Origin of the sequence: Arthrobacter sp. 92, assembly GCF_050260325.1 — a bacterium.
GTDB lineage: Bacteria > Actinomycetota > Actinomycetes > Actinomycetales > Micrococcaceae > Arthrobacter.
Window position 1 is genome coordinate 808,783 of sequence record NZ_CP189863.1, and the last position, 25,832, is coordinate 834,614.

Genomic DNA, 25,832 nt, shown 5'->3' on the forward strand with positions numbered 1-25,832 from the left:
GTGCAGGGCCTGTGCAAGTCCGGCGTGGCGCGGACGGACTTGGGCGGCGCACCGTTCGTACCCGCGGAGGGCCGCGGAGCACGCCGAGGGCCCCGGATCGCGTGGATGCGGGGCCCTCGAGGATCTGAGTGGCGGAAGACCCTCGAGCTGTTGAGCTGCCCGATGGTAGATCCGGTGAGTTAGTTGTGGAGCGGGCGCCTGGCTTAGTACCAGTTGTTGGCGTAGTGGAAGTCCAGCGCGCCGCAGGGTGAACCGTAGCGGTCTTTGACGTAGCCCAGGCCCCAGTTGATCTGCGTGCGGAAGTTGGTCAGGTAATCCGCGCCGGCGCTCGCCATCTTTTCCGCGGGCAGCGACTGGACGATGCCGTAGGCGCCGCTGCTGGAGTTCGTGGCTGTGGTTTTCCAGTCGGATTCCCTGGTCCACAGTTTCATGAGGCACTGCATCTGGTCAGGGGCCCAGCCGTAGGTGGGGAGCTGCGCAACCGCGTAGGCCTGCGCGGCGGCGGGGTCATCAACCGCGACCGGGGGCGCCGGCGCCGGTGCGGCCGCAGGGGCGGGTGCCGCAGTTGGTGCCGGTGCCGTTGCCGGTGCGGGGGCTTCCGGGGCCTTCTCCGGGGCAGGGCTTCCGGCGGATTGGGGCTCGAGACTGACCGATGCCGGCGCGGGCATGGCCGAAACCAGGATTTTCTCAAACGCCAGCGTGGACTGTGCGTCGGCTGTTGTGGCGGCGCTGCCGGCACTGGCCGCGGTGATTCCGGGCTTGGCGGGCTCGGAGGCCTGGCCCGCCGCTCCGGCTCCAATCAGCACAGCGCAGGCCGTGGTGATGACCGCTGCCCGGCGGCCGGAACCCTCCAGGCTGGCGGCGAACCGGGACAGGGGGGACGCGGGCTTGGCCGATTCGGCGCGGTGACGCGAGGGCTTGGCACGCAGCAGGGACTTGCGCGAAACGCGCTCGGGGCGTGTTTTATGCAGGGATTCAGTCATGGTTGCCTCTCGATGCCGGCGGAGTTAGCTGTCGGGTTCGGATGAGGTCATCCGGCCGCACGGAAATTCACGTGTCGGCTTCACCCCAAGGGCGTCTGATGCAGAATGCCCGGAGACCTGGGTCCCCCGCCTCTGCCTGATCATGAGGAATCCGGGAAGCGGCAGAGTTTGGCGTCCATCCGGATATGCGGCCAGATCGATGGCCGCACCATAAAAACGGTACAGGAGTATCGCGGTTAAGTCACGTTTCGGTAACAGAGATCACGACGACGGTGGGTCGGCTTGCGCTGTGGTGTGCATCGATTCGTTACACACAGACCTCCGGTTTGCTGGGATCACCGCCCTCCCGCTAGGACGACGGCCCTCCCGCTGGCAGGCGGAAAGCGAACTCCGTGCGGCCCGGCCGTGATGTAACTTCCACGCTGCCGCCGTGGGCTTCCACGATCGATTGAACGATCGACAGACCCAGGCCGCTTGTCCCCTCGGTGGCCGCAGCGCCGGCCGCGGCCACGCTCGAACCGGACCCCACCGGGCTGGTGCGGGCGGCATCCGCCCGGGCAAAACGGGCAAAAACCCGGTCCACAAATTCCGGCGGGATGCCGGCTCCGTTGTCCGTCACCGTCACTACGGCGCTGCCGTCGGCTGACCTCATCACCGCGGTAACAACCTTGGTGCCGGGCACCGTGTGCTTGCGGGCGTTGGAGAGCAGGTTTGCCAGTACCTGGTGCAGCTGTGAGGCGTCGCCCCGGACAACCACCGGCTCTTCTGGCAGTTCCAACTGCCAGACGCGGTCCGGTGCCATCACCTTTTCGTCGCTGACGGTTTCCACCACCAGCTGGGTGAGGTCCACATCGGCGAGCTTGAGGGGCTGACCCTCATCCAGACGGGCAAGCAGCAGGAGGTCCTCCACCAGGGTCGTCATCCGCTCGGACTGGCTTTGCACCCGGGCCAGGGACTTCCTGCCGTCCGGCGTGAAATTCTCGGTCATCCGCATCAGCTCCGTGTAGCCGCGGATCGCGGTGAGCGGCGTGCGCAGCTCATGGGAGGCGTCCGCGACGAACTGCCGTACCTTTGTTTCGCTTTCCTGCCGGGCTTCCAAGGCTTTCGAAACGTTGTCCAGCATGAGGTTGAGGGCATGACCAACGCTGCCCACTTCGGTTCCGGGATGGGCGTTCGACGGCGGTACGCGAACCGCGAGTGCCACCTCGCCGGCGTCCAGTGGGAGGCGCGAAACCTGTGTGGCCACTTCGGAGAGCTGCTCCAGCGGCTTCATGGTGCGCCGGATCAGGACGGTTCCGGCCAGGCCGATCAGCACCAGTCCTGCCAGCGAGACAACCACCATGGTCCACACCAGCGAAGTGAGCGTATTCTGCTTCGCGGCCAGGGGCAGGCCGGTGACGATCACGTCGCCGTAGGGCGCCTCGACAGCCACAAGCCGGTAGGAGCCGGTGGACAGCGTGCGGTCCACCGGGTTTCCGTCGTGGCGGAGGTCTGCCAACGCCTTCTCGTCTCCCGGCGACAGGGAATCCCTGGTTGCGTCGGAGGCCAGGAGGCCTGCGCTGCTGACCTGTCCGTTGGAGATCCGCGCGATGAGGGTGCCCACGCCCTGGCCCCTGCCTTCCAGTGGATCGGGCCGTCCGGAAGGGTTGCCCAGCTGTGGCCGCCCGGCTTCATTGGACAGGTGGGACGCCTGGCCCAGCTGCTTGTCAAGCTGCTGCGTGAGGAACGAGTCCATGGAGGCATAGCTGAACAGCCCCACGGCGCCGCAGATGGCCACCAGCAAGGCCATGGCCACAAGGACCAGCCGGGTGCGCAGGTGCCACGTGGACGGGTTCAGCCAGCTGCGGCCGTCCTTGCGGGTTTCACCGGAAAGTGTGGGCACGCTCAATCCGCCGGTTTGATGACGTAGCCGGCGCCGCGCACCGTGTGGATCATGGGCGGGTGGATCGCATCCACCTTCTTGCGCAGGTACGAGATGTAGAGTTCAACGATGTTAGCTTGGCCGCCGAAGTCGTAGTCCCACACCCGATCCAGGATCTGGGCCTTGCTGACAACGCGCTTTGGGTTCTCCATGAGATACCGGAGCAGCTCGAACTGAGTAGCGGTGAGCTGCAGTTCCTGCCCGGCGCGGGTCACCTCCCGGGTATCCACGTTGAGGACAAGATCGCCCACTACCAACTCGGCCGTATCCATGGCGGCGACACCCGAGCGCTGGACCAGCCGGTGCAGGCGCAACAGCACTTCCTCCATGCTGAACGGTTTGGTTACATAGTCGTCACCGCCTGCGGCCAGGCCGGTGATGCGGTCCTGGACGGCGTCTTTCGCGGTCAGGAACAAAGCCGGAACCTCGGGCGCAAAGGCGCGGATCCTGCTCAGCAGCTCAACGCCGTCGAAACCTGGCAGCATAACGTCCAGCACCAGGACGTCCGGGCGGAACTCCTTGGCCAGCTTCACGGCCTCCGGCCCGTCGCCAGCCACCGCCACGGACCATCCCGCCATCCGCAAACCCATGCTCATGAGTTCGGACAGGCTGGGCTCGTCGTCAACCACCAGGGCACGGATGGGTGAGCCGTCCGGGTGGGTGAGCTGGGGAAGGTTGTTGGTGGTGGAGTGCGAAGTGGCCATATGACAACTCTCCGATCTGCTGGTTAGCCGCCGCTTTGGGGATACTGTGCGCCGGCTGTGAATCCCAGCCTAGCGAGCTGGAAACTGCCGGTCCCCCTGATGTGCCGTTTCACCCCTGGTCGGGACACGCCAGGGGTCGGGAAGGTCACAGGCCACCCTGTTGTGCCGCACAGCCGGTGCACAGGATGCCTTTCCACTCTGGGAGGGACAAAGTTCGCACCCGAAGGAGAACACCATGAATGGTCAGCACGACGCACCTGTTCCGGAAGCCACACACGGATCCGAACGGAATCCCGCCGCAGCCGGGCAGCAGGCGCCGCTTTCTCAGCCTGCTCCGCAGTACCGGACCCACCCACAGGCAGACCAGCCTGCACCCGGGTGGGCAGCTCCGCCGGCACCAGGGGCTCCAGCTCCGGAGGCGCGCCCGGAAACAGGCTGGGGGGCCGCGCAGCAGTCCGCAGGCTGGGGAGCTCCGCCCGCGGCAGGCACATTCCCGAAGGGCGGCGTCGCAGGGAGCGGCAAGCCCTGGACCCTGAAGCGGGGCCTGGCAGTGGCCGGAGCCGCGGTGGTTCTGGCCGGCGGTGCCGGCGTGGGCGTGTACGCATTATCCAGTTCCGCTTCAGCCAATGCGGCCGGCGGCAATGCCCTGCAAGGCGGGATGCCCGGAGCTGGGGGCGCACAGGCCGGCGGCACTCAAGGAGGCTTTCCAGGCGGGGGAATGTCCGGCAAGGGCGGTCCCGGAAACTTTGCCCCGGACGGGTTGAGCGGGATGGGCGGTTTGTCTGCCGCCGTCCACTCCGAGTTCGTCGTCCTCCAGGACAACGCCTACGTCACAAAGGTCGAACAGACCGGAACGGTGAGTCAGGTCAGTGCGGATTCGGTCACCGTCAAGAGCGCTGACGGGTTCAGCCGGACATATTCGCTGGGTTCCGACGTAGTGGTGAGCAACCAGCAACAGAGGCGTCAACAGGCGGCAGGCGGGAGCACCAGCCAGCTGACCGTAGCGGATATCGTCTCGGGTGCCATGGTAAGGATCGTCGCCGCCAAGGAGTCCACCGGCTTCCCGGCCGAAACAGTGCAGCTCATGAGCACTGCGTCCACCGGGTCGACCGGGCAGAACAACTGACTCTGGACCGCGCCCGGTGAACCAAACCGGCCGGTTCCGGAGCCCGAGGGGTTCCGGAACCGCTTGGTTCCTGGACATCGCCAGCAGGGCGGGCAGCATTTGGGCATATGAGCATGCGATGAATATCAAGTCCAGGAATTGGGATGAGGGAGAATAATATTCGCTAGAATGCCTATTCTGCTCGATTTCAACCGAGAATCACCGGCTTTTATTTGCCTTGCAGAATCGTGATTTGGGCCACAAAGCGGGATCCTGTCTCACTATGCGGACTTTGATGTCCATTGTTACTTGCAAGTTTTCATTGTTACGTTGCACACTTCAATTGTGAACAAGAACTCAACAGCACCTGCAGCCGCAGAACTCCGGTCCAGCCCACCCGCTGGCGTCGAGAAGCGCTGTTGTCGAATGCACGCCTAACTTCCCACCCCGAGAAGTTTTTAGGCATTCGCCCCCAGCCCAGCGTCGGGCGCCCCTCCCCAGATCTCATTGCGGGGAAAGCCAGCATTCGAGCCGCGATGACGGCCATTCACATTGAGGTAAGCATTCCATGTCAGTTGCATCCGGATACGTCCACATCTCCGTCCGTAACGCCAACAAGGGCGGCCAGGCCTCTGGCCTTCGCCAGGGTTTCGGGGCGCGCCCGTCGTTCCCGCCGGCAGCCCCCGGCAACAGCTTCCCCGCCCCCGGCTACGCACCGCAGGGCTACAACCCGAACTCCTACGGCCAGCTCCGTGCTGTCTCTCCCGCGGAGCCCGCCCCGCAGACTGCTCCCACCCCGGTGATCTCAGGGGCCGGCGCCAGCGGAGTTCGTCCCGTTGCGAACGACAACGTGGCCCGCGGATTTGTGCTCTACATGGGCATCGATGAGGAAACCGCAGCCGCAGCGGGAACCTCCATTGCCAAGCTTGCCCAGGAAATCCGTGCCTACGCCCAGTCGCTGGTGGCAGGCGCTGAAAGCTACGCCGCTGTTGCGGTGGCCCCTGCCAGCGCCCCGGGTTCGGCGCTCGACGTCGTCCGTTCCACCTTTGGTGACCCCACCGTCAACTCCCGCCAGCGGACCGAGGCCGCCCGCCTGCAGCAGCCGCAGGATCCGCGCCCATCCGGCGTGCTCATCGACCTCGCCCGCCGCGAAGTCCACCTTGACGGGGAATCCCTGAACCTTACTTTCAAGGAATTCGAGCTTCTGAACTACCTCGTGGAGAACGGCACGCGGACGGTGGGCCGCGACGAGCTGCTCGAAGGGCTGTGGCGCAACGCCGAGGAAGTCCCGAATGAGCGCACCATCGACGTCCACATCCGTCGGCTGCGCTCCAAGCTGGGCCGCCTTGCCAATACCGTCCGCACCGTCCGCGGCCAGGGCTACCGTTTCTATGAGCACCCGGAGGTTGTTGTCTGGGCCGCTCCGGAATACTCCATCTAGACCCAAGCGACGCGCGAAAAGCGCCCGTTCCCATACTGGGGGCGGGCGCTTTCGGTATCTGCCGCTGCGCAGCAGCGCCCTGACTTTGCACAGTGCCGCCTTCGTGCATCCGTGCCAGAGGCGTTTGTGCGTCCGCGGCGGAGGTGCGGCCCTTTGACCCTGTTGGCGCAGGGTGCCCCGGCGTAGTCTCGGACCGTTCATCCGACTATTGGGAGGAAATCATGTCTGTTGCCCGCATCACCACCCTGAGCGCCAACTCGCCTACTTCTTTCGAAGCCGCCATCAAGGAAGGCGTCGATCGTGCCCACAAGACCTTGAGGGGCGTCACGGGCGCCTGGGTCAAGGAACAGAAAGTCGAGATCAAGGACGGCGGCATCGTGGCCTGGCACGTTGTGCTGGAAGTGACGTTTGTGCTCGAGGACTGACTCGGTCGGAATGCACCGGGCGGCAGCCACTCCGGGTTCAGGCTGGTTGCCGCACTAGGATTGGTGCATGAGCGGGCATCACAAAAGCGACCATCACGACGGCCAGCATCACAAGAGCGAGCATCACAAGAGACGGCTGATCCTCATGCGGCACTCGAAGGCCGACTGGCCCGGCGGAGTCGCGGACCATGAACGCCCGCTGGAGGAACGGGGGCACCTGGAGGCCCCCTTGGCCGGCAAGTGGCTCCTCAAACACGGTGTGGTTCCGGACTTCATCCTTTGCTCAAGCGCGCTTCGCACCCGGCAGACCTGCACGTGGGTGTGCAGCGCCCTGGGGGACAAGGCGCCGACGCCCAAGCTTGAGGACGGCCTGTACGGAGCTTCCGCCCTGCGTATGCTGACCGTCATCAACCATGTTCCAGACACGGTCACCACCCTGATGGTCATCTCGCACATGCCCGGCGTGCAGGATCTTGCCATGCATCTGGCGTCGCGGGATTCCAACCACGACGCCTACATGGACGTGGCCACCCGGTTCCCCACCAGTGGGCTGACGGTGCTGGAGACCGAGAAGACCTGGGCCGAACTCGACGGCCAGGACGCCCGGCTCACTCATTTCAAAGTGCCCCGCGCCCACTAGGGACGCTCACACCGTCCGCCTGCGGCGCAGGCTCATGGTCAGGCGATTGTTTGTGATGTTTACTTGAGGCATACGGGGACGGGCCAGGGGAAGGGCGAAGATCGTGAATTCGGGGCAAATCGTGGGGATTATCATCGGCGTCGTCGTAGTGCTGGCTATTATCGCGGCGGTGGTCTACCTCAACCGTAAACGCAAGGTGGCGGCGGACCGCAACCGCGCATTTGAAATGCGTGAGGAAGCCAAGGCCGCTGAGCTGGGCGCCAGGGAGCACGAGGCGAAGGCGGCCCGTGCCGAGGCTGACGCGAAACAAGCCGAGGTCGAGGCAGAACGGCTTCGCCGGGAAGCTCGCGACAAGCAGCAGGAAGCGGCGAACGTGCGCACCTCCTCGCAGGAGCAGCTGCGCAAGGCCGACGAGTTGGATCCGGACGTGATCACCGCCGACCAGCGCGGCGCCGAACATGAGCGGAACGTGTCCGATACCGAGGAGACCCCCAACGCGCCTGTTGCCGAGCAGCGTGAGGGAGCGGTTCCCGCCCACGAGGAGGCTGTTGCCGAGCAGCGTGAGGGAGCGGTTTCGGCCCACGAGGAGGCTGTTGCCGAGCAGCGTGAGGGAACGGCCGCGGACACTTCCGTAAACCGCGGCGGGACCAGCAGCCGCGGCAATGCGGGCGGGACCCCCGAAGAACGCCCCCGGAACTTGTGACCCCGCGCGGCCAACGGACAATGCCAGAGCTTCTCATCGGGAGAACCGCCGGTCCGCGCCAGGTGCCGCCCATTCTATGCGGGAGTGGCGCAGTGGGAGCATGAACCTGCGTCATTCCTCCTTGGCGGTGCTTGTCGCCGTACTGTGGGGCGTCAACTTCGTGGCCATAGACATGGGGTTGCATGCTAATGGCACGGAAGTGCCGCCACTGCTTTTCGTGGCCATGCGCTTTGTCCTGGTGGTGTTCCCCTGGATTTTTTTCATTCGAAAGCCCGACGTCGGCTGGCGGGCGATCCTCGGCGTCGGGCTCTTTATGAGTGCCGGTCAGTTTGGCCTCCTCTATCTCGCCATGGGCCTGGGGATGCCGGCCGGCCTTGCCTCGCTGGTCCTGCAGGCCCAGGTGCTCCTCACGGTCCTGCTGGCTGCCGGCCTTTTAGGCGAACGCCCTAAACGCGCCCAGTTGGCCGGCGTCGTGCTCGGTGTGGCCGGCCTGGCTGTGGTGGGAGTGGGACGCAGCTTGGTGGCGCCCGTCCTTCCCCTCATCATCGTGCTGGCGGCCGCGTTGTCGTGGGCCGCCGGAAACATCGTCGCCCGGCAAGCCAAAGCGACGTCGGGGCTCGGGCTGGTGGTGTGGTCCGGCGCGGTGGTTCCGCTTCCGCTGGCGGCACTGTCCCTGCTGGTCGACGGTCCCGACGCCGTGGGTGGAGTGTTGGCGGACCTGCAGCCGGTCACGGTCGTGAGCGCCGTCTATACCGCAGTTTTCGGGTCCCTGGTGGGCTACGGGATCTGGAACCGCCTGCTCGGCCTGTATCCGTCGTCCGCGGTTGTCCCCTTCACCTTGCTGGTTCCCGTGGTGGGCATGACGACGGCGTGGCTCGCCTTGAGCGAAGTCCCGTCTCCGGCGGAGATTGGCGGCGGAATCCTGCTGCTGGGCGGGGTTGCGACGGCCGTGTTTGGCTCCCGCGGGCCGGTGGGACTTGGCGCCACCGCCGGTCAGCGCCGCTGGTACGCTCAGCGCCGCGATGCGGCCTTTGCTGGTGACGCCGGCGGAGGTTTCGCGGCGGGCCTGGGTGTTGACTTGCCGGCGGGTTTGGCCGAGGAGGCCGGGGGAACCCGCGGTTTGGCGGACGGCGCGCGGGTGGCACCGGACCGCGAGCCGGGCCGTCCATAGGTGGCCTGCGCTGTGGGACGTGACGCCGCCCGTGCGGGGCTGCGGACAGCGGCCTGTCTGCGGGACTGCGCACGGAGCCGCTTGCCTGCCGGCCAGACCGCTCCGGCGAAAAGGACGAGCATGGTCCCAGCTCCGAAGAGAGCAGCCAGATAGAAGTAGATGTCGGAATCCTGGCTGGTCACGGCCGTCCCCAGGGCAGCCGGATCCTGGTTGAACGCGAGTCCCCACATGCGCAGGAAGGCGATGGTGAAACCGATAAACAGGCTCGTCCCCACGCCACCGGCCAGCAATGCCAGGTTGCGTCCACGGGCCACCACTTGGACGACCGAGGCCAGGTAGACGGCGGCAAGAACCCCCAGGCACGCGAACAGGACGGTCTCTTCAAGAGTTATGGCCGTGAGCACCAGCAGGCCTGCGGCAGCAAAGGCCGCCGCGACGGCGATCCTCCCGCTGTTACCCATGTGGCGCATGTGACTAATCTTCCCTGACGGAAACCTACTTCACCACATAGCCACGCATGCTTGCCATGATGGCGGCAACACTTTGTTCGCGGGTCCGCTCCGGGTTGTACGTCTGACGGTCCAGGCCCACCACGAAGCAGGCGCCAAAGATGGCCGTTTCCAGGCTGCCTCGTGAGATGGATTCGTCCACGGGATACTTGGCGGCAACGGCCTCGATCGCGGCCCGGATCACCTCCAGCAAGCGACCCCTGAGTTCCGTGAAGGTGTCCTGCCATTCGCTCGGAGTGCGCCAGTTCTCGCTGACCCACAGCCTGGCGAAGGACGGGTATTCGGCCATGAAGTCCATGGCCTGGCCGATCATCTCGTCCATTGCGGCGAGGGGATCGGCTGAGCCGTCCCGCACACTCAGGAGCCGGGCCAGAAGGATGTCGACGCCGTGGCGCAGCAGCTGCGCAATCAGATCCGACTTGCTGCCGAAGTTGTAATACACCGTTCCCTTGGATACCCCGGCTGCCGCCGCTATCTCATCCACGGTGACACCTGCCGCCCCGCGTTCGCCGATCAGCTCCATTGAGGCCTCGAACAGCTTCTGCCTGGTGGCATTGGTGCGTCCCGGGCGGAGCTTCTTTTCGCCGCTTTCCGGCATACTCATACGGCGATCTCCGGTTTCAGGGACTTGAGGGTCCAGAACTTGTGCTTGTGGACGGCCAGCGTTGAGAGCGCAGCCCCCAGCACAGTGTAGCCAACCAGCCCCGCCACAGTTGGCAGGATCATGGACAGGTCAGCGCCGTAAATCAGGTGCCGCATTCCGGTTACCACGTAACCCATGGGCAGGAGCTCATGGACCGCGTGCAGCGGCGGGGGAGTGGTCTGCCAAGGGAACGTGCCGCCCGAGGAAACGAGCTGCAGGACCAGGAGAATGAGGACCACCAGCTTGCCCGGCGATCCCAACAGGGCCACGACCCCTTGGATGATGGCGCTGAATGCCATGGCGGCCGCGAGCATAAACAGCCACATCAGGACCGGGTGGACGGGATTGAGCCCCAGTGATACGTCCACCACCAGCGTGAGCAGGCTTGCCTGCACAACCGACACGGCCAGGAACGGAAGCCAGCCGCCGACGGCGATTTTCCATGAGGGCGCGTTCGACGCGAGGGCGCGCTGGGTGATGGGCCGCATGGCCTGGACGAGCATGAAAATACCGATCCAGAGGGCCAACGTCAGGAAGAACGGGGCCAGGCCGGCTCCGTAGGAACTGGCCTTCGCCTGGGAGACGTTGCTGACTGCGACCGGATCGGCGATCACCTTTGAGATGCTGCTCTTCTGCGCACTGTTCGGGTTGGGGATCTGGCCGGCACCCTTGGACAGCTCACGTGCCAGTGTGCCCGCGCCGTCTGCGGCGTTTGCAGCGCCCTGCTCTAGTTGCGCCGCACCCTCGTCGAGCTTGCGGGCACCTTCGGAGAGCCGGGCGGCTCCGTCCAGAGCGTTCTGCTGGCCCGCCGCCAGGGTGGAGGCGCCAGCGTAGAGCTTGTCAGCGCCTCCGGACGCCTGGGAGACGGCGTCCGTCAGGGCCGGAGTGGCCGCAGCCAGCTTGCCGGCCCCGGCGCTCACGGCAGCGGAGCCGTCCGCGAGCAGCTGTAGCTGGGCCGCGTCTGTCTGGATCCTGGCTTTTGCGTCCGCCACGGGACTGGACACGGCGGCGGCATCGAAATCCGCCAGGATGCTGTCGGCCTGCGCCTGCGTGATGATCCCCGCGGACATCAGGCGGCTGTTGGACTGGATCACCCGGTCCCTCAGCCCTTGGTCCGCGGCGTTGAGCTGCCCCACAACGTCCTGGACCTTGGTGTTCAACGCCGCGTTTCCGGCAGCCACTTGGGCGGCCCCATCGGCGAGCCTGCGGGAATCGGCCGGCAGGCTGGCCGTCTTATCCTTGAGTTGGGTGAGTCCGCCGCTCAGTCCTGCCGCGCCCGCACTCAGCTGGTTGGCGCCGTCGCGCAGTTTTAGCTGCCCGGCGTAGAGTCCGGCGGCACCGGTGCTGAGCTGCGATGTCCCCTGGTGAAGCGTGACCGTGCCCTCGTGGAGCCGGTTCACGCCGTCCGCCAACTGCCCTGCTCCGTCTGCGGCCTTGCCGATCTGCGCGTGGATGGTGCTGAAGCCGGTGAGCAACTGGTTTGCTGTTTCCTCGCCCACTTCCTTGGCAACACTGGCGTGGACGGCCGCGGTGAGCTTATCCACGATGGTGCTCAGGAGCGCGTTGTTGGCGTCATTGGTGGTGACGTTCAGCATGGCCTGATTGGCTGCGTCGAAACTGCCCGGCGACACCAGATTCGCGGAAAAGTCCTGAGGGATCTTGAGCGCGAACGCATATTTTCCGCTGCTGACCCCCTGATCCGCCTGCTCTGCCGAGGAAACCGCCTGCCAGTTGAACACGTGGCCCTCCACGAGGGCGTCCGCCACTTTTTGGCCGGCATGCAGTTGCGAGCCGTTGCTGGCGGCGGCGCCGGTGTCTTCCACCACCAGTGCGGCGTCTATCTGGTCCAGGTTGCCGTAAGGATCCCAGTTGGCGTACAGGTACACGGCGCCGTAGAGCAGGGGCACCATCGTCAAGGCAAGGATGGTCAGCTTGGGCAGCAGGCCGCCGGTCATGCGCTTGAGTTCGGAGCGGGCCAGTCGCAGCACAGTCACTTTGCGTCCTCTGTTTCGAGAATCCGGGATTCTTGCGGGGCGGAGAGATGGACCGAATTGCCGATCATCGCGGCTGGACCGGTCCAGTCCTCGGGGAACGCGGAAACGGTGACGACGACGGCGAGCGGCCGGCCGTCGTCGTACGCCAACCGCTCAAGCCGGGGGAGCCAGTCCGTGGGGTCCGCGCTGTGGCGGTCGGGGGAGTCGACCACGAGGAGGTCCGTCTCCGGGTTGGCGAGCGCCAGTGCAGTGAGGAGTTCGGTGCGACGGCCCGGCTTGAGCTGCTCGGTCCACAGTCCGGCTATGTCCTCGAAGCGGTTGACCTTAAGCCAGGGCTTGCTGAGGAGGGCGCCCCGGTAGCGGCGCGGGATGAGGGCCAGGTCCTCGGTGACCAGGTCCCGGACGCTCAAATGCTGTTCGGGTTCGTTGACTCCGGGGGAATCCATCAGGGCGCTGGCGCGGCGCACAGCCCTGGCGCCGCCCCTGCCGTCCCACCGCAGCTCGCCGGAGCTTGGCTTCATCCGTCCGCTGAGGGTGAGCGCAAGCGCTGTCCGCTGGTCCTGGGCCGTGCCGCACACCAGCAGGAGTTCCCCGCGCGCGGCGTGAAGCGACGTGGACGGGAGCAGGTCGTCGCGCCGGCCTTTCACATGGAGTTGTTGAACCGAGAGCATGGAAGCCTTTCGCAGAAAGTTGTCTGCACTAAGGCTAACTGAACTGACCGGTCAGTTCAAATAAGTTCCACGGGAGCGAGACGCTTCAGAGGCCGTATGCCTCCAGCAACCGCAGCCACACCTCGCTGATCGTGGGATAGGAGGGCACCGCGTGCCACAGCCGGTCAAGTGGCACTTCGCCCACCACCCCGATGGTGGCGGCGTGAAGGAGTTCGGCTACGTCCGGACCAGCGAAGGTGGCTCCGAGCAGCACGTTCCTGTCCTCATCGATAACCAGTTGGGCCCAGCCCTCGTATTTCTCCGAGTGCAGCGCGGAGCCGGAAACATTGATGGGAAGCTCCACCGAGCCGACGTTATAGCCGTCCTTACGGGCCTGCTCCACGGAACGGCCCACGCTGGCAAGCTCCGGGTCCGTAAATACCACGTTCGGGACGGCGTGATCGTTTGCCGTCTGTGCATAACGGCTCCATGGAGGCGGAGTTCCGTGCAGCTCCCCCTTGGCCCGCGCCGCGATGGCATCTCCGGTTGCCCGTGCCGCGTATTTGCCCTGGTGCGTCAGCATCACCTTTCCGGCCGCATCACCCACGGCGTAGAGCCATTCCGTGCCCTCCGCGTTGCCCGCGGCGTCCGTGACGAGCCCCGTGGTGTCCGTGCGCAGTTTCAGTCCCTTCCCGTTTGAGATCAGGCCCACGCTCTCCAGGCCCAGCCCCTCCAGCGCGGGGTGCCGCCCGGTCGTCACCAGGAGCCTTTGGGCAGTAACGGCATGGCCGCCGGCGAGGACGAGCTTGAAGGACCCATCGGCGTTCCGGCTGACTCGCTCCGTTCCGGTATTGAGCCGAAGGTCCACGCCGTCGGCGCGAAGGCCGGCGGCCACCAGTGCGGATGCCTCGCCCGGATAGTTGCTCAGCAACCTCCCCCGGGCCACCACCGTCACTGCAGACCCGAGGCGCGCGAAGGCCTGTGCCAACTCGGTTCCTGCCACGCCCCCACCCATGACGGCAAGGCTCTCCGGAACTGTCCGGGCGGACGTGGCCTCCCGGGTGGTCCAGAACCCGAGTCCCGAGAGCCCCTCAACCGGTGGCGTGGTGGGCGTGGATCCGCTTGCCAGGACCACGGCCTGCCTCGCTGCCAGCAGGTAGGTGACGCCGTCCCTCCCTGCCACTTCCACCTTGCGCTGGCCGGTGAGATGGGCCCGGCCGCGGATCAGCTCAATGCCCGTGTCCCGTACCCACTTGACCTGGCTGTCGTCCTGCCAGTTGGACGTGAAGTAATCCCGGCGTTTGAGCACCGCCGCCGCATCGAGAGTGCGGGTCACCGCGTTTGCCGCCCCCGGCACGGTCTGCGCGCCGTGGAGCGCGGTGCCAGGGCGCAGAAGTGCCTTCGAGGGCATGCACGCCCAGTAGGAACATTCGCCTCCCACCAGCTCGGCCTCGATCAGCACGGCGGTCAGGCCGCCCTGGACCACGCGGTCCGCGACGTTTTCGCCCACCGCCCCCGCGCCGATCACAATGACATCAAATTCGCGTTCAACTTGCGCCGTCATGGCAACAGCCTACGCCCGCGGGTATCTGAAGGTGGGACGTCCAATATTGTAGGGTGTGAATCACTCGGCCCGTGTGGGGCAGCAACGGTTAGGGGAACCATGCCAAATCCAAGTGTCGCTCCACAGGCGCGGTTCAGTGCGCAAACCAGGCTCCGGGCTCTGCAGTCCGACATCATGGAGCTGATCCTGGAGCGGGACCTTGAGGCAGGGGACCCGTTGCCCACCGAGAATGAGCTCTCTGCCGCCGTGGGCGTGGGACGCAACACCCTGCGTGAATCGCTCAAGGTGCTGCAGGCCCTGGGAGTCATCGAAATCCGCCACGGCTTTGGCATGTTTGTTGCCTCCAACAACTTCGACGCGCTGACGGACGGCCTCACGTTCCGGGGCCGGCTCTCGCTTCGCCATCACGGGCAGGAGGCGCTCCAGCTCGTCGAGGTGCGGCAGGCCTTGGAATCCGGACTGATCGGGGGCGCTATGGACGCCATGACGTCGCGGCAGCTGGCCGCCATCGAGGAATCGGTGATACGCATGGAGGAATCGGCGTTGGCTGGCGAAGCCTTCGTGGAGCTGGACGCCGAGTTCCACCGCAGGCTGTTCGAACCCCTTGGCAATGAGCTGCTGATCAGCCTTCTGGACGTGTTCTGGAAGGTGTATCGGCAGATTCATCTGGAGACCGGCGCCTGGGATGATGATCTGCTCGAGACGGCGGCGCTGCACCGCACCATCTATGCCGCCGTTGCTGAGGGGGACAAGGTGCTGGCCGCCGAGCGGATCAGCCGGCACTTTGACCACGTCCGCGGCCGGATCCTGGCCACTGTCACGGATTAGCCGTGGACTAGCTGGGAATCGTAACGCGGGGTAACGCGGTTCGTCATGCGGCGCCTGGCGGTTCGTCATTCGTGTCGCGCGGCGTAACGCAAGCGCTGTTGGACCGGTGATTAAACGAAAGTGGTTAAACGAAAGATCCGCACCGGCAAGCCGGTGCGGATCTTTCACTCTGTGCGCCCAAAGGGATTCGAACCCCTGACCTTCTGTTCCGTAGACAGACGCTCTATCCAGCTGAGCTATGGGCGCATTCTTGGCTCTTCGGGAACTTCTCGCTCCCCGAACCTCGAATTACTTTACGCGAGGAGGCGCGCAGTTACAAATCGAGGCGCCTGTAATCTGCGCGACTAGACCGGTCTACGTGACCTTCGTCACAGAAATCGGGAATGTCAACCATGCAGTTCCTTGAATTTCCGGGGTTTTTGCTTTTTGCGGCGCCCGACATCCCATCTCCGGGCCAGAATACGCATCGTCGTTGAGCCCTAGCATTTAGGACACACCACTGAACCCGAGGAAGGGAACCGCAATGGGCGATCTCGCACGACTGCCGCTGCTTGAGAAAGCACCCACCACACATGCCGGTCTGCTGGCATGGGTCGAAGAGGTTGCAGAACTTACCCAGCCGGACCGGATCCACTGGGTTGACGGTACCGAAGCGGAATACACCAGGCTCACTGATGAACTCGTTGCCGCGGGCACGCTGACCCGGCTCAACCCGGAGCTGTTCCCCAACTCCTTCGCAGCGTTTTCGGATCCCGCCGACGTGGCCCGGGTAGAGGAGCAGACCTACATCTGCTCCGAGAACGAGCGTGACGCAGGCTTCACCAACAACTGGATGGCGCCGGCCGAGATGAAGCAGAAGCTTCGCGGTCTGTTCGCCGGTTCCATGCGCGGCCGCACCATGTACGTGATCCCGTTCGTTATGGGCCACCTGGATGCCGAGGATCCCAAGTTTGGCGTGGAAATCACCGACAGCGCCTACGTTGTGGCCTCCATGCGGATCATGGCCAACATCGGCACTGAGGTGTTGAACAGGATCACGGAGACCAACGCCTTCTTCGTGCCCGCACTGCACTCCCTGGGCGCTCCGCTGGCCCCGGGCCAGCAGGACGTTGCCTGGCCGTGCAACCCCGACAAGTGGATCGTGCACTTCCCGGAGGAGCGCTCCATCTGGTCCTTCGGCTCCGGTTACGGCGGCAATGCACTGCTGGGCAAGAAATGCTACGCGCTACGCATTGCATCCGTGATGGCCCGTGACGAAGGCTGGCTGGCAGAGCACATGCTCATCCTCAAGCTGACCTCGCCCGAGAAGAAGTCCTACTACATGTCCGCGGCCTTCCCGTCGGCCTGCGGCAAGACCAACCTCGCCCTGCTCGACCCCACCATCGAAGGCTGGGAAGTCGAAACCCTCGGTGACGACATCACCTGGATGCGGATCGGCAAGGAAGGCGAGCTGCGCGCCACCAACCCGGAAGCCGGCCTGTTCGGCGTCGCTCCGGGAACCGGTTGGGGCACCAACCCCAACGCCATGCGCGCCATCGCCAAGGGTCACAGCATCTTCACCAACGTCGCCCTCACGGACGACGGCGGGGTGTGGTGGGAGGGCATGACCGAGGAGGTCCCCGCCCACCTGACCGACTGGCAGGGCAACTCTTGGACCCCGGACTCGGACCAGCCCGCCGCCCACCCGAACTCCCGCTTCTGCACGCCCATCTCCCAGATCGACATGCTGGCCGAGGAGTACTACAGCCCCGACGGCGTGGAGCTCTCTGCCATCCTCTTCGGCGGCCGCCGCAAGACCACGGTGCCCCTCGTGACCCAGGCCCGCGACTGGACCAATGGCATCTTCATGGGCTCGACGCTCTCCTCGGAGACCACCGCCGCTGCCGCCGGTCAGGTGGGCGTGCTCCGCCGCGATCCGATGGCCATGCTGCCGTTCATCGGCTACGACGCGGGTGATTACCTGAAGCACTGGATCAGCGTCTCGTCCAAGGCGAACCCCGAGCGACTGCCCAAGATCTTCCTGGTCAACTGGTTCCGCCGCACGGCCGACGGCGGATTCGCCTGGCCCGGTTTCGGCGACAACGCCCGTGTCCTCAAATGGGCCATCGAGCGCATCGAAGGCAAGGCTTCCGCTGTGGAGACCCCGATCGGTTTTGTGCCGACCGGCGACTCGCTTGATCTCACCGGCCTGGACCTGACCCACGCCCACGTCGAAGACGCCGTCCGCGTCGACCCCGACGAGTGGGCCGCTGAACTGGCATCCATCGAAGAGTGGTACGCCAAGTTCGGGGACTCCCTGCCCGAGGCGCTGAAGTCGGAGCTGGCAGCCCTGAAGGCCCGCCTGGCGGCCCAGCAGTAACACCTCCCGACCAGCAGACGGCGGCCCCGCACCTTGCGAAAGGTGCGGGGCCGCCGTCGTCGTCAGACAAGCGCGAACGGACACTTAAGCCCCGCCGTCGTCGTCAGACAAGCGCGAACGGACACTTAAGCCCCGGGGCTTAAGTGTCCGTTCGCGCTGCTGCGGAGTCGAGGGTGGGCCCGCCGTGCGCAGTCCGCCGTCGGCAGGGGATCAGCTGGCCAGCCAGATGTCCGGGCCGAAGACCTCGTAGTGGATCTTTGTGGCCGGGATTCCCGCGTTGATGGCCTCATTGCGGATGTGCTTCATGAACGGCAGCGGGCCGCACAGGTACAGCGACGCGTCGGCGGGCAGGTCCACCTCACGCAAGGACATGAATCCCGCATTCGTGCCTGGCTGCGGCTGTTCCAGCCACAGCTGGAGGTCGGCACCGTCCAGCCGTTCGACGTCGTCCGTCATCTGTCCGCGCAGTGCCCAGCTGTCCAGGTCGCTTTCCGCGTGCAGGACCAGCACCTGGCGGTCGGAACCGGAGTCCGCGAGGGAGCGCAGGATCGATGCGGTGGGTGTGCAGCCGATGCCGGCCGAGGCCAGAACCACCGGGCCGTCGCCTTCCTTGAGCGTGATTTCGCCGTAGGGGTTGGAGATCTCGATGATGTCGCCCACCTGCACGTTGTTGTGCAGCACGGGGGAGACCTCGCCGCCGTCGTCCCGCTTGGTGGTGAAGCTGCGGCTGGTGCCGGCGTCGCCGGAGAGCGAGTACTGGCGGACTTGGCGCAGGCCGTCCGGAAGGGTGACCTTGACGCTGACGTACTGGCCCGGCAGGGCGGGGGTGATGGGGGTCTCATCGGCCGGTTCCAGTGTGAAGGTCATGGAGCCGGTGCCGGCGGGGGTCTTGGCGGCGACCTTCCACGGGGTCCACATCTTGCCGTTGGCCTGGGCGGCGTAGAGGCCCTTCTCCAGCTTGATCAGCGCATCCGCCATGAGCCAGTAGACCTCGGTCCAGGCCTCGGCGATCTCCGGGGTGATGACCTCGGCCAGGTCCTCGGCGATGGCGGCGAACAGGTGCTCGTAGACCACCTGGTATTGGGGTTCGCTGATGCCGAGGGAGGCGTGGCGGTGCGCGATCCGGGAAAGCACGGTCTCGGGCAGGGTGCCGGGATTGTTGACCAGGTGTGTGGCGAAGGCTGCAATGCTTCCGGCCAGGGCCTGCTGCTGATTGCCGTTGCGCTGGTTCGAGCGGCTGAACAGTCCGTCCAGCAGTTCGGGGTGAGCGGCGAAGAGCCGGGCGTAGAACTTGGGGGTGATGTCGCCGATCCGGGAACCGACCAGCGGGAGGGTGGCCTCGATGACGGGGCGGGATTTGTCCGAGAGCATGCTAACTCCTGAGGTAGGGGACCGGTGCCTTCGTCCGGACCACGATCAATACCTGTATTTGAAATACGAGTATTTATGCCTCAGTTCTACATGACGTAGAAAATCGATGCAAATCCGGCCTTCCCGCGGCGGTAACCTTCGGGATCAGAGCCCGGGGCGCAGGCCGATCACACTGAAGACCGGATCCATCTGCCGGGAATTGGGAAGGGTGGAGATCACGATGTCATCCAGTTCGCGGTAGAAGGCCTCGCGGGCCTGAGACAGCGCATACCGGAGCCGGCACTCGTTGATGAGCGGGCAATTTCCGTTGGGGGACTGGCAGTCGGCGGGGTCAACCCTGGTGTTGAGCTGCCGCAGGAGCTGGCCCACGGTGGCCCGCCGGCCGGCCTCATTCAGCCGGGATCCGCCGTTCCTGCCACGTTCGACATCGATCACGCCCAGCTCACGCAGCCTGGCCATCGCCTTGCTCACGTGGTTGTAGGGCGTGCCGACCGCGTTGGCGATGCTCTGGGTCGTCAGGAGGAGGCCGTCGGGAGCAGCGGCCAGCACCATCATGGCGCGCAGGCTGACATCCGCGAAGGCGTTGATTTTCATGTCACCAGCTTACGGCCGGTCTAGTCCACCCAGATGGCAGGCTCATTGGTATCAGCGGCAAGCTGCCCAAACTCCCATTCATGGGTCGCTGCATTCGGTTGATAGGGGAGGACCGCGGCGAATACGGAGCCGTCGCGGTGTTCGGCAGCCACATGGATTGCGTCGGTGTCCTCCTCCAGCAGAGTGATGTCACAAACGACGGCGGCGGCTCGGAAGTCATCCCGGTTCTGGCGGAGCAGTTCCGTAAGATCCCGGATCATCGTGTCGGCGTCAAAGTCGCCGTCAGAGCCGCGTTCGGCGTCGGCCGGAGTGACGGCAACCAGCCGGACTTCGCCATCGTTTTCCACCACCAGGGCGAAGGGCAGGAAACCGCCGTTGCGGCCCAGCTGCTCCTGCGCCGCGCCGACGCCGGTGCCGAGCAGGTTCTCCAGATCGGTGGCCGTGGCCTCGGATACAGAATCGCGCCACGAGGACGACCCGGAGCCGGCCGCTGCCGCGTCGGCTGCGGCCGGCTCCGATTGGGGCATTTCAGTCATGGCTGCAGCCTAGCCCCGGACCAGTGCGAGAACCCGGTCGCGGATGCGTTCCATGGTGGCCGCGTCCGTGGCCTCTGCGTTTAGCCGGAGGAACGGCTCGGTGTTGGAGGGGCGCAGGTTGAACCAGTAGCTGCCGTCCGTTGCAATGAAGGTGCTGCCGTCGAGGTAGTCCACTTCGACGTCCTCGGTGTGGAAGTCATGGCGGACGCGTTCAACGGCTGCGGCCTTGTCCTCAATTTCCGAGTTGATTTCGCCGGAGGACACGTAGGGTTCGTATTCGCGGCCGAGTTCGGAAAGGGGGCCGTCCTGCTCGCCAAGGGCTGCCAGGACATGCATTGCCGCCAGCATGCCGGTGTCCGCGTTCCAGAAGTCCCGGAAGTAAAAGTGGGCTGAGTGCTCGCCGCCGAAGATGGCACCCTCGGCAGCCATAACGGCCTTGATGAAGGAGTGGCCCACGCGGGTGCGGACCGCCCTGCCGCCATGGCGTTCCACCAGTTCCGGGACGGCCCGGGACGTCAGGAGGTTGTGGATGACGGTGGGGTTCGTCTCGCCGAGGCCCTGGGCGCGCGCGATCTCGCGCCGGGCCACCATCCCGGTGATGGCGGACGGGGAGACGGGATCGCCCTTCTCATCGATGACGAAGCAGCGGTCGGCGTCGCCGTCGAACGCCAGCCCGATGTCCGCCCCGTGCTCGACGACGGCGGCCTGCAGGTCGCGCAGGTTCTCCGGCTCCAGCGGGTTGGCGGGGTGGTTCGGGAACGACCCGTCGAGCTCGAAGTAGAGCTCAACGATCTCGAGGGGAAGCTTGGGCAGCAGGGCATCGCCCAGCACCGCGGGGGTGGTGAGACCGGCCATGCCGTTGCCGGCGTCGACAACCACCTTGAGCGGGCGTGAGCCGCGGAGGTCCACCAGCTTGCGAAGGTACTCGGCATAGTCCTTCAGGACATCGTGGACGCCGATGAGCCCGCGCGTGGCAGCGGCGGGGATGGAGCCGGCGTTCAGGTATTCCTCCGCGCGGGCCTGGATTTCCTTGAGGCCGGACTCCGAAGAGATCGGCTCGGCGCCGGCCTTGGCCATCTTGATGCCGTTGTATTCCGCCGGGTTGTGGCTTGCCGTGAACGTGGCACCGGCAGCGTTGAGCGCGCCGCAGGCGTAGTAGAGCTCATCTGTAGAGATCAGGTCAAGCAGCTGAACGTTGGCCCCGCGAGTGGCCGCTCCATTGGCAAATGCCTTGCTGAATTCGGGGGAGGACGGGCGCATGTCGCCGCCGACCAGGACCGTCTGCCCTTCAAGGCCAAGGACGTCGACGAAAGCTGCGCCGACTGCCTCGACGATTTCGGCGGTTATGCTTTCCCCCACAATCCCGCGGACGTCGTACGCCTTGAACGATGCCGAAAGGTCAAAATTCTTTGTCTGGTCGCTAGTCACGCGTCCCATCTTACGGGGAAGCCCCACGGGCCTGTGGAGGAGCAGTCATCGGACTCGGTCAGGCGTGCCGTGCCGCCGGATGACGCGGCCCGGCACCTGCCCGCGTTACAGCAGTCCACCCGCCCGTCCACAGCGGAGGCTCCGGAGCTTCCTGGGTGTCGGAGGTGGCTGGGATACTGAAGCAATGGCCAATAACCAGAATGCTGCAATCCTCACCGCACCCATCGAACCCGCATCCATCGAGCCCGCACCTGTGCCCGGCGCCGGGAACGCCGGAACAAGCGGTGGCGCGTCCGTTGGATCCGACACCCGCGGCCAGGCCCTTGAGGTGCTGCGCGAGCTGGTGGGCCACCCGGACGCCAGCTTCCATGATGGCCAGTTTGAAGCCATCGAGGCACTGGTCGACGGCGGACGCCGCGCCCTGGTGGTGCAGCGCACCGGCTGGGGAAAATCTGCTGTCTACTTTGTGGCCTCCCTGCTGCTGCGGCGCCGCGGCGCCGGTCCCACGCTGATTGTTTCGCCGCTGCTGGCACTGATGCGAGACCAGGTGGCGGCCGCAGCCCGGGCAGGAGTCCGTGCCGTCGCCATCAACTCGGCCAACCAGCTCGAATGGGATACCGTCCGGGAACAGTTGGCGGCGGACGAGGTCGATGTTCTGCTCGTGTCTCCGGAACGCCTCACCAATCCGGCCTTCCGGGAAACCCAATTGCCTGAACTCATTCGCCGGACCGGGCTCCTGGTCATTGACGAGGCCCACTGCATCTCCGACTGGGGACATGATTTCCGGCCGGATTACCGGCGTATCGCGGACCTCATCAACCAGCTCCCCGACAGCGTTCCGGTGCTCGCCACCACGGCCACGGCCAACTCCCGGGTGGTTCACGATATCGAGGAACAGCTGGGTGACGGAGTGCTGACCATCCGCGGCGCCCTTGGCCGGGAGTCGCTGCGGCTCGGGGTGCTGAACCTCCCGGACTCGCGGGACCGGCTCGGCTGGCTCCTGACGCATCTGTCAGACCTGCCGGGGAGCGGCATAATCTATACGCTCACCGTGTCGGCCGCTGAAGACACGGCGCGGCTGCTCGCCGAAGCCGGGCATGAGGTCCTCGCCTATACGGGCCGGACCGACCCGGCGGACCGGGAACGGGCGGAGCAATTACTCAAGGACAACCAGGTCAAAGCGCTGGTGGCCACATCGGCCCTGGGCATGGGATTCGATAAGCCCGATCTCGGCTTCGTGGTCCACCTCGGGGCCCCGTCCTCGCCCGTGGCCTATTACCAACAGGTGGGCCGGGCCGGGCGCGGCGCGGCGAACGCCGACGTACTGCTCCTGCCTGGTTCTGAGGACCGCGATATCTGGCAATACTTCGCCACCGCCTCGATGCCCTCCGAAGAGAAGGCCGCCGGCGTCCTGACGGCGTTGGCCGAGGCAGGCTCGGCGGTCTCCACCGTGGCACTTGAGGCGCGTGTTGATCTTCGCAGAACTCCGCTGGAACTGCTGCTGAAGGTGCTTTCAGTTGACGGAGCCGTGGAACGGGTCGGCGGAGGATGGCGCTCCACCGGGCGTCCGTGGACCTACGATGCGGAGCGCTACACACGGATCGCCGAGGCCCGGGTGGACGAGCAGGATTCCATGGTTGTCTACCAGGACACCGCCGGTTGCAGGATGGAGTACATCACCTCCGTCCTCGACGACGAAACAGCGCACGCCTGTGGAAGGTGCGACAACTGCGCCGGCCGGTGGTTCCCGGTAGATGTCTCCGCCACTGCGACGCAGGCTGCCGGGCAGACGCTGAGCCGCGCAGGCGTGGCCCTGGAAGCGCGGCTGCAGTGGCCCAGCGGCATGGACCGGCTGGGCGTGACCGTCAAGGGGAAGATCAAGCCGGATGAGAGCCTGGGGGAAGGCCGCGTTCTGGCCAGGCTCACCGATCTCGGTTGGGGTGGCGCCCTGCGGGAAATCTTTGCCGCCGGTGCGGCTGACCGCGAGGTGGACCCGGCGATGCTGCAGGCCTGTGTCCAGGTTCTCCGGGACTGGGGTGCAGGCAACGGCCGTACCCCTGGTTGGAGCGGCGCGGGCCGCCCGGCAGCGATCATCAGCATCCCGTCGCGCAGCAAGCCCGCCCTGGTGGATTCCCTGGCCCGGGGCATCTCGGACATCGGCCGCATTCCCTACCTGGGGCAGTTGCAGTTGGAGCATGGCGGCCCCACTGGAGGGCGCGGGGGCAACAGCGCCTACCGGCTGGCAGGGGTCTGGGACCGGCTGGTGGTAGGCCCGGAACTGGAAGCCGCCATGGCCGGTGTCCAGGGTCAGAGCGTCATGCTGGTGGACGATCTCACCGACAGTCGCTGGACGCTCACCGTGGCAGGTCGGGCTCTGCGGCGGGCCGGGGCCGGCGCCGTCCTCCCTTTGGTGCTGGGGCAAGCAGGCTAGTACGGCCAGGCGCCGGGTGTTGCGTAAGGGCCCGACTTATTCTGGCACCCGGTCCAGGGGGCCTATAGGATCGCCCAGAACGGCGCCGTCTGGGCGGCGCCACCCGTCGAACGCCACCCAATTCACAGTCACAGGCCAGGAGCCATGAGCGAAACATCCAACAACCTAGCGGGAACGGCGGGGTTGCAGCAGTGGCAACCCAGGCTGGCGCTGCTGGTCGCGGCCACCTTTTTCATGGAATTCCTGGACGGCACGGTCCTTACCACCGCGATCCCCAGCATTGCCGCCGATTTTTCAGTGGCTCCTGCCGACGTCAACATCACCATGACCGCATATCTTATGACCGTCGCCATGGGCATTCCGGTCAGTGGATGGCTGGCCGAACGCCTGGGCGCCAGGCGGGTGTTCTGCAGCGCGGTGGCCATTTTCACCATGGCCTCGCTTCTATGCGCCCTGAGCCAGGACCTGACATTGCTGACTGTCAGCCGTGTCCTGCAAGGAGCGGGCGGCGCGATGATGGTGCCCGTCGGAACCCTCGTGGTGCTCCGCAGGACCCCCAAGGAAGACCTGCTGAGGGCAACCGCCTACCTCGTGTGGCCCGGCCTTCTGGCACCCGTGCTTGCCCCACTGGTGGGCGGGGCGCTGACCACGTTCCTGTCGTGGCACTGGATCTTCCTGATCAACGTCCCGCTGGGCGTTGCCGCGTTCATCGCCGCCCTGCGTCTGGTGCCGAAAGGTGCCGGCGACCAAGGGCGCCGCCTCGACTGGGTAGGGCTGATCCTGACCACCGCCGGGGTGGGCGCGCTGGTGGTGGGCCTGGAACTGGCGAGCGGCCACTCAGCCGCGCCCCTGGCCGCGGCTGCCTTCGCCGGAGGGGTGGCCGCAATCGGCGGGGCAGTGCTGTGGCTGCGCCGAACCAGCAATCCGCTTTTTCAGCTAAACGTTTTTTCCACCCGCACCTTCCGGGCCACCTCTACGGGTGGCTTCATCTACCGGCTAACCATCAGCGCCGTACCCTTCCTGCTGCCGCTGATGTTCCAAGGCGGCTTCGGCTGGGATCCGCTGCATGCGGGGGTCATGGTGGCCGCCGTGTTCGTGGGTAACATCGGGATCAAGCCCGCCACCACACCCCTCATCCGCAGATTCGGGTTCAAACCGGTACTCGTTTTTGCGTCGCTCGCCTCGGCCGCCACATTCGGCATGTGCGCATTGCTCGATCAGGCTACGCCCGAGCCGCTGATCTTCGGGCTCCTGATCTGCAGCGGGGCTTTCCGCTCCATCGGGTTTTCCGCTTATGCATCGATCCAGTACGCGGATGTCGTCCCGGGGCAGTTGCCCTCAGCGAACGCTATTTCAGCCACGTTGGTGCAGCTGGCGGCCGGAGCCGGGATCGCTGTCGGCGCACTGCTCCTGCGGACATTCTCGGCCAGCGGACTCTTTGGCGCCGGCCCCACCGCGCCCTACCGGGGAGCGTTCGTGGCGATTGCGGTCCTGATGCTGCTCAGCACCGCGGACAGCCTCACGTTGCACCGGCAGGCTGGCGCCGAGGTCAGCCGGGCCCGGCCGGCTTCCAGTGAGTCAGCAACCAGCTAAGCGGTGGCCAGCAGGACCCGCGGCGGCACAAACAAGAACCGGCAGATGCCGGAGCGGTTCGGATACGCAAAAGGCCCCGGTTCGAGAACCGGGGCCAAACGCGGAGACGGGGGGATTTGAACCCCCGGTGGAGTTGTGCCCCACACTTCATTAGCAGTGAAGCCCATTCGGCCGCTCTGGCACGTCTCCAATTGCTATTCCTAGCCCACCAAGGATACGCAGAAGCGGGCATGCAGTGC

21 protein-coding genes, 2 tRNA genes and 1 riboswitch are annotated in these 25,832 nt (G+C 65.8%); of the genes, 10 read left to right on the top strand and 13 right to left on the bottom strand.

The window, feature by feature from the left end; translation table 11 throughout:
• Positions 1 to 203: 203 nt before the first annotated feature.
• The 3 genes from ACP4XC_RS03790 to ACP4XC_RS03800 form a co-directional block, all read right to left on the bottom strand.
• On the bottom strand, positions 204 to 983 hold the full coding sequence (locus ACP4XC_RS03790) for a hypothetical protein (RefSeq protein WP_427173552.1): 780 nt from the start codon (positions 981 to 983) through the stop codon (positions 204 to 206).
• Positions 983 to 1,150: riboswitch (cyclic di-AMP (ydaO/yuaA leader) on the bottom strand. (Overlaps the previous gene by 1 nt.)
• A 182-nt stretch (positions 1,151 to 1,332) precedes the next feature.
• On the bottom strand, positions 1,333 to 2,865 hold the full coding sequence (locus ACP4XC_RS03795; RefSeq protein ID WP_427173553.1) for a HAMP domain-containing sensor histidine kinase: 1,533 nt from the start codon (positions 2,863 to 2,865) through the stop codon (positions 1,333 to 1,335).
• Between the two features lie 2 nt (positions 2,866 to 2,867).
• Positions 2,868 to 3,608, bottom strand: a complete 741-nt coding sequence (locus tag ACP4XC_RS03800) for a response regulator transcription factor (protein ID WP_427173554.1) — start codon at positions 3,606 to 3,608, stop codon at positions 2,868 to 2,870.
• A 235-nt stretch (positions 3,609 to 3,843) separates the two neighbouring features.
• On the opposite strand from ACP4XC_RS03800, the gene ACP4XC_RS03805 reads away from it, so the two are divergent.
• The 6 genes from ACP4XC_RS03805 (at position 3,844) to ACP4XC_RS03830 (ending at position 9,093) form a co-directional block, all read left to right on the top strand.
• Entirely contained in the window at positions 3,844 to 4,734 is an 891-nt protein-coding gene (locus tag ACP4XC_RS03805; protein ID WP_427173555.1) for a hypothetical protein, read from the top strand.
• A 547-nt stretch (positions 4,735 to 5,281) separates the two neighbouring features.
• Entirely contained in the window at positions 5,282 to 6,154 is an 873-nt protein-coding gene (locus ACP4XC_RS03810; RefSeq protein WP_427173556.1) for a winged helix-turn-helix domain-containing protein, read from the top strand.
• A gap of 221 nt (positions 6,155 to 6,375) precedes the next feature.
• Positions 6,376 to 6,579 carry a dodecin family protein gene (locus ACP4XC_RS03815; protein ID WP_427173557.1) on the top strand — a complete coding sequence of 68 codons (204 nt, stop codon included), beginning with the start codon at positions 6,376 to 6,378 and terminating at the stop codon, positions 6,577 to 6,579.
• A gap of 67 nt (positions 6,580 to 6,646) precedes the next feature.
• Complete coding sequence (locus ACP4XC_RS03820; protein ID WP_427173558.1) at positions 6,647 to 7,219, top strand: SixA phosphatase family protein; 573 nt, start codon at positions 6,647 to 6,649, stop codon at positions 7,217 to 7,219.
• A 103-nt stretch (positions 7,220 to 7,322) separates the two neighbouring features.
• On the top strand, positions 7,323 to 7,922 hold the full coding sequence (locus tag ACP4XC_RS03825) for a hypothetical protein (RefSeq protein ID WP_427173559.1): 600 nt from the start codon (positions 7,323 to 7,325) through the stop codon (positions 7,920 to 7,922).
• 100 nt (positions 7,923 to 8,022) lie between these two features.
• Entirely contained in the window at positions 8,023 to 9,093 is a 1,071-nt protein-coding gene (locus tag ACP4XC_RS03830; RefSeq protein ID WP_427173560.1) for an EamA family transporter, read from the top strand.
• Positions 9,094 to 9,588: 495 nt separating this feature from the next.
• Here the strand turns inward: ACP4XC_RS03830 and ACP4XC_RS03835 are convergent, their stop codons facing one another.
• From ACP4XC_RS03835 to ACP4XC_RS03850, 4 genes are all read right to left on the bottom strand, one after another.
• On the bottom strand, positions 9,589 to 10,206 hold the full coding sequence (locus tag ACP4XC_RS03835; RefSeq protein WP_427173561.1) for a TetR/AcrR family transcriptional regulator: 618 nt from the start codon (positions 10,204 to 10,206) through the stop codon (positions 9,589 to 9,591).
• Entirely contained in the window at positions 10,203 to 12,239 is a 2,037-nt protein-coding gene (locus tag ACP4XC_RS03840; protein WP_427173562.1) for a YhgE/Pip family protein, read from the bottom strand. Before ACP4XC_RS03840 ends, ACP4XC_RS03835 begins: the two co-directional genes overlap by 4 nt.
• Positions 12,236 to 12,910: an ABC transporter ATP-binding protein gene (locus tag ACP4XC_RS03845; protein WP_427173563.1), complete on the bottom strand. Its 675-nt coding sequence runs from the start codon at positions 12,908 to 12,910 to the stop codon at positions 12,236 to 12,238. The genes ACP4XC_RS03840 and ACP4XC_RS03845 overlap by 4 nt, the downstream gene beginning before the upstream one ends.
• An 85-nt stretch (positions 12,911 to 12,995) precedes the next feature.
• Positions 12,996 to 14,453: a dihydrolipoyl dehydrogenase family protein gene (locus tag ACP4XC_RS03850; protein WP_427173564.1), complete on the bottom strand. Its 1,458-nt coding sequence runs from the start codon at positions 14,451 to 14,453 to the stop codon at positions 12,996 to 12,998.
• Between the two features lie 99 nt (positions 14,454 to 14,552).
• Here ACP4XC_RS03850 and ACP4XC_RS03855 point away from each other — a divergent pair, with 99 nt between their 5' ends.
• Positions 14,553 to 15,281 (top strand): FadR/GntR family transcriptional regulator, encoded by a 729-nt coding sequence (locus ACP4XC_RS03855; protein ID WP_427173565.1) that lies wholly within the window; start codon positions 14,553 to 14,555, stop codon positions 15,279 to 15,281.
• A 172-nt stretch (positions 15,282 to 15,453) separates the two neighbouring features.
• On the opposite strand, the gene ACP4XC_RS03860 is transcribed toward ACP4XC_RS03855, so the two are convergent.
• Positions 15,454 to 15,527: transfer RNA gene (locus ACP4XC_RS03860), tRNA-Arg, on the bottom strand.
• A 277-nt stretch (positions 15,528 to 15,804) separates the two neighbouring features.
• Between ACP4XC_RS03860 and ACP4XC_RS03865 the strand changes: the two genes are divergently transcribed.
• Positions 15,805 to 17,640 (top strand): phosphoenolpyruvate carboxykinase (GTP), encoded by a 1,836-nt coding sequence (locus tag ACP4XC_RS03865; RefSeq protein ID WP_427173566.1) that lies wholly within the window; start codon positions 15,805 to 15,807, stop codon positions 17,638 to 17,640.
• A 210-nt stretch (positions 17,641 to 17,850) separates the two neighbouring features.
• Here the strand turns inward: ACP4XC_RS03865 and ACP4XC_RS03870 are convergent, their stop codons facing one another.
• The 4 genes from ACP4XC_RS03870 to ACP4XC_RS03885 form a co-directional block, all read right to left on the bottom strand.
• Positions 17,851 to 19,011, bottom strand: coding sequence for a globin domain-containing protein (locus ACP4XC_RS03870; protein WP_427173567.1), 1,161 nt, complete (start codon positions 19,009 to 19,011; stop codon positions 17,851 to 17,853).
• A gap of 144 nt (positions 19,012 to 19,155) precedes the next feature.
• Positions 19,156 to 19,605, bottom strand: a complete 450-nt coding sequence (locus ACP4XC_RS03875; protein ID WP_427173568.1) for an RrF2 family transcriptional regulator — start codon at positions 19,603 to 19,605, stop codon at positions 19,156 to 19,158.
• Between the two features lie 20 nt (positions 19,606 to 19,625).
• Positions 19,626 to 20,132 (bottom strand): hypothetical protein, encoded by a 507-nt coding sequence (locus ACP4XC_RS03880; RefSeq protein WP_427175000.1) that lies wholly within the window; start codon positions 20,130 to 20,132, stop codon positions 19,626 to 19,628.
• Positions 20,133 to 20,150: 18 nt separating this feature from the next.
• On the bottom strand, positions 20,151 to 21,569 hold the full coding sequence (locus tag ACP4XC_RS03885; RefSeq protein WP_427173569.1) for a phosphomannomutase/phosphoglucomutase: 1,419 nt from the start codon (positions 21,567 to 21,569) through the stop codon (positions 20,151 to 20,153).
• A 184-nt stretch (positions 21,570 to 21,753) separates the two neighbouring features.
• Between ACP4XC_RS03885 and ACP4XC_RS03890 the strand changes: the two genes are divergently transcribed.
• Together ACP4XC_RS03890 and ACP4XC_RS03895 are read left to right on the top strand one after the other, a co-directional pair.
• Entirely contained in the window at positions 21,754 to 24,000 is a 2,247-nt protein-coding gene (locus ACP4XC_RS03890) for a RecQ family ATP-dependent DNA helicase (RefSeq protein WP_427173570.1), read from the top strand.
• Between the two features lie 144 nt (positions 24,001 to 24,144).
• Positions 24,145 to 25,593: an MFS transporter gene (locus ACP4XC_RS03895; protein WP_427173571.1), complete on the top strand. Its 1,449-nt coding sequence runs from the start codon at positions 24,145 to 24,147 to the stop codon at positions 25,591 to 25,593.
• 101 nt (positions 25,594 to 25,694) lie between these two features.
• Here ACP4XC_RS03895 and ACP4XC_RS03900 read toward each other — a convergent pair.
• Positions 25,695 to 25,782: transfer RNA gene (locus ACP4XC_RS03900), tRNA-Ser, on the bottom strand.
• Positions 25,783 to 25,832: the final 50 nt, after the last annotated feature.

Bases quoted from the DNA above. Each gene is read 5' to 3' on its own strand.
- ACP4XC_RS03895 (WP_427173571.1), top strand. From the start codon at position 24,145: ATGAGCGAAACATCCAACAACCTAGCGGGAACGGCGGGGTTGCAGCAG.
- ACP4XC_RS03850 (WP_427173564.1), bottom strand. From the start codon at position 14,453: ATGACGGCGCAAGTTGAACGCGAATTTGATGTCATTGTGATCGGCGCG.
- ACP4XC_RS03835 (WP_427173561.1), bottom strand. From the start codon at position 10,206: ATGAGTATGCCGGAAAGCGGCGAAAAGAAGCTCCGCCCGGGACGCACC.
- ACP4XC_RS03800 (WP_427173554.1), bottom strand. From the start codon at position 3,608: ATGGCCACTTCGCACTCCACCACCAACAACCTTCCCCAGCTCACCCAC.
- ACP4XC_RS03820 (WP_427173558.1), top strand. From the start codon at position 6,647: ATGAGCGGGCATCACAAAAGCGACCATCACGACGGCCAGCATCACAAG.
- ACP4XC_RS03875 (WP_427173568.1), bottom strand. From the start codon at position 19,605: ATGAAAATCAACGCCTTCGCGGATGTCAGCCTGCGCGCCATGATGGTG.
- ACP4XC_RS03855 (WP_427173565.1), top strand. From the start codon at position 14,553: ATGCCAAATCCAAGTGTCGCTCCACAGGCGCGGTTCAGTGCGCAAACC.
- ACP4XC_RS03815 (WP_427173557.1), top strand. From the start codon at position 6,376: ATGTCTGTTGCCCGCATCACCACCCTGAGCGCCAACTCGCCTACTTCT.
- ACP4XC_RS03870 (WP_427173567.1), bottom strand. From the start codon at position 19,011: ATGCTCTCGGACAAATCCCGCCCCGTCATCGAGGCCACCCTCCCGCTG.
- ACP4XC_RS03830 (WP_427173560.1), top strand. From the start codon at position 8,023: ATGAACCTGCGTCATTCCTCCTTGGCGGTGCTTGTCGCCGTACTGTGG.
- ACP4XC_RS03805 (WP_427173555.1), top strand. From the start codon at position 3,844: ATGAATGGTCAGCACGACGCACCTGTTCCGGAAGCCACACACGGATCC.
- ACP4XC_RS03810 (WP_427173556.1), top strand. From the start codon at position 5,282: ATGTCAGTTGCATCCGGATACGTCCACATCTCCGTCCGTAACGCCAAC.
- ACP4XC_RS03890 (WP_427173570.1), top strand. From the start codon at position 21,754: ATGGCCAATAACCAGAATGCTGCAATCCTCACCGCACCCATCGAACCC.
- ACP4XC_RS03845 (WP_427173563.1), bottom strand. From the start codon at position 12,910: ATGCTCTCGGTTCAACAACTCCATGTGAAAGGCCGGCGCGACGACCTG.
- ACP4XC_RS03790 (WP_427173552.1), bottom strand. From the start codon at position 983: ATGACTGAATCCCTGCATAAAACACGCCCCGAGCGCGTTTCGCGCAAG.
- ACP4XC_RS03880 (WP_427175000.1), bottom strand. From the start codon at position 20,132: ATGCCCCAATCGGAGCCGGCCGCAGCCGACGCGGCAGCGGCCGGCTCC.
- ACP4XC_RS03865 (WP_427173566.1), top strand. From the start codon at position 15,805: ATGGGCGATCTCGCACGACTGCCGCTGCTTGAGAAAGCACCCACCACA.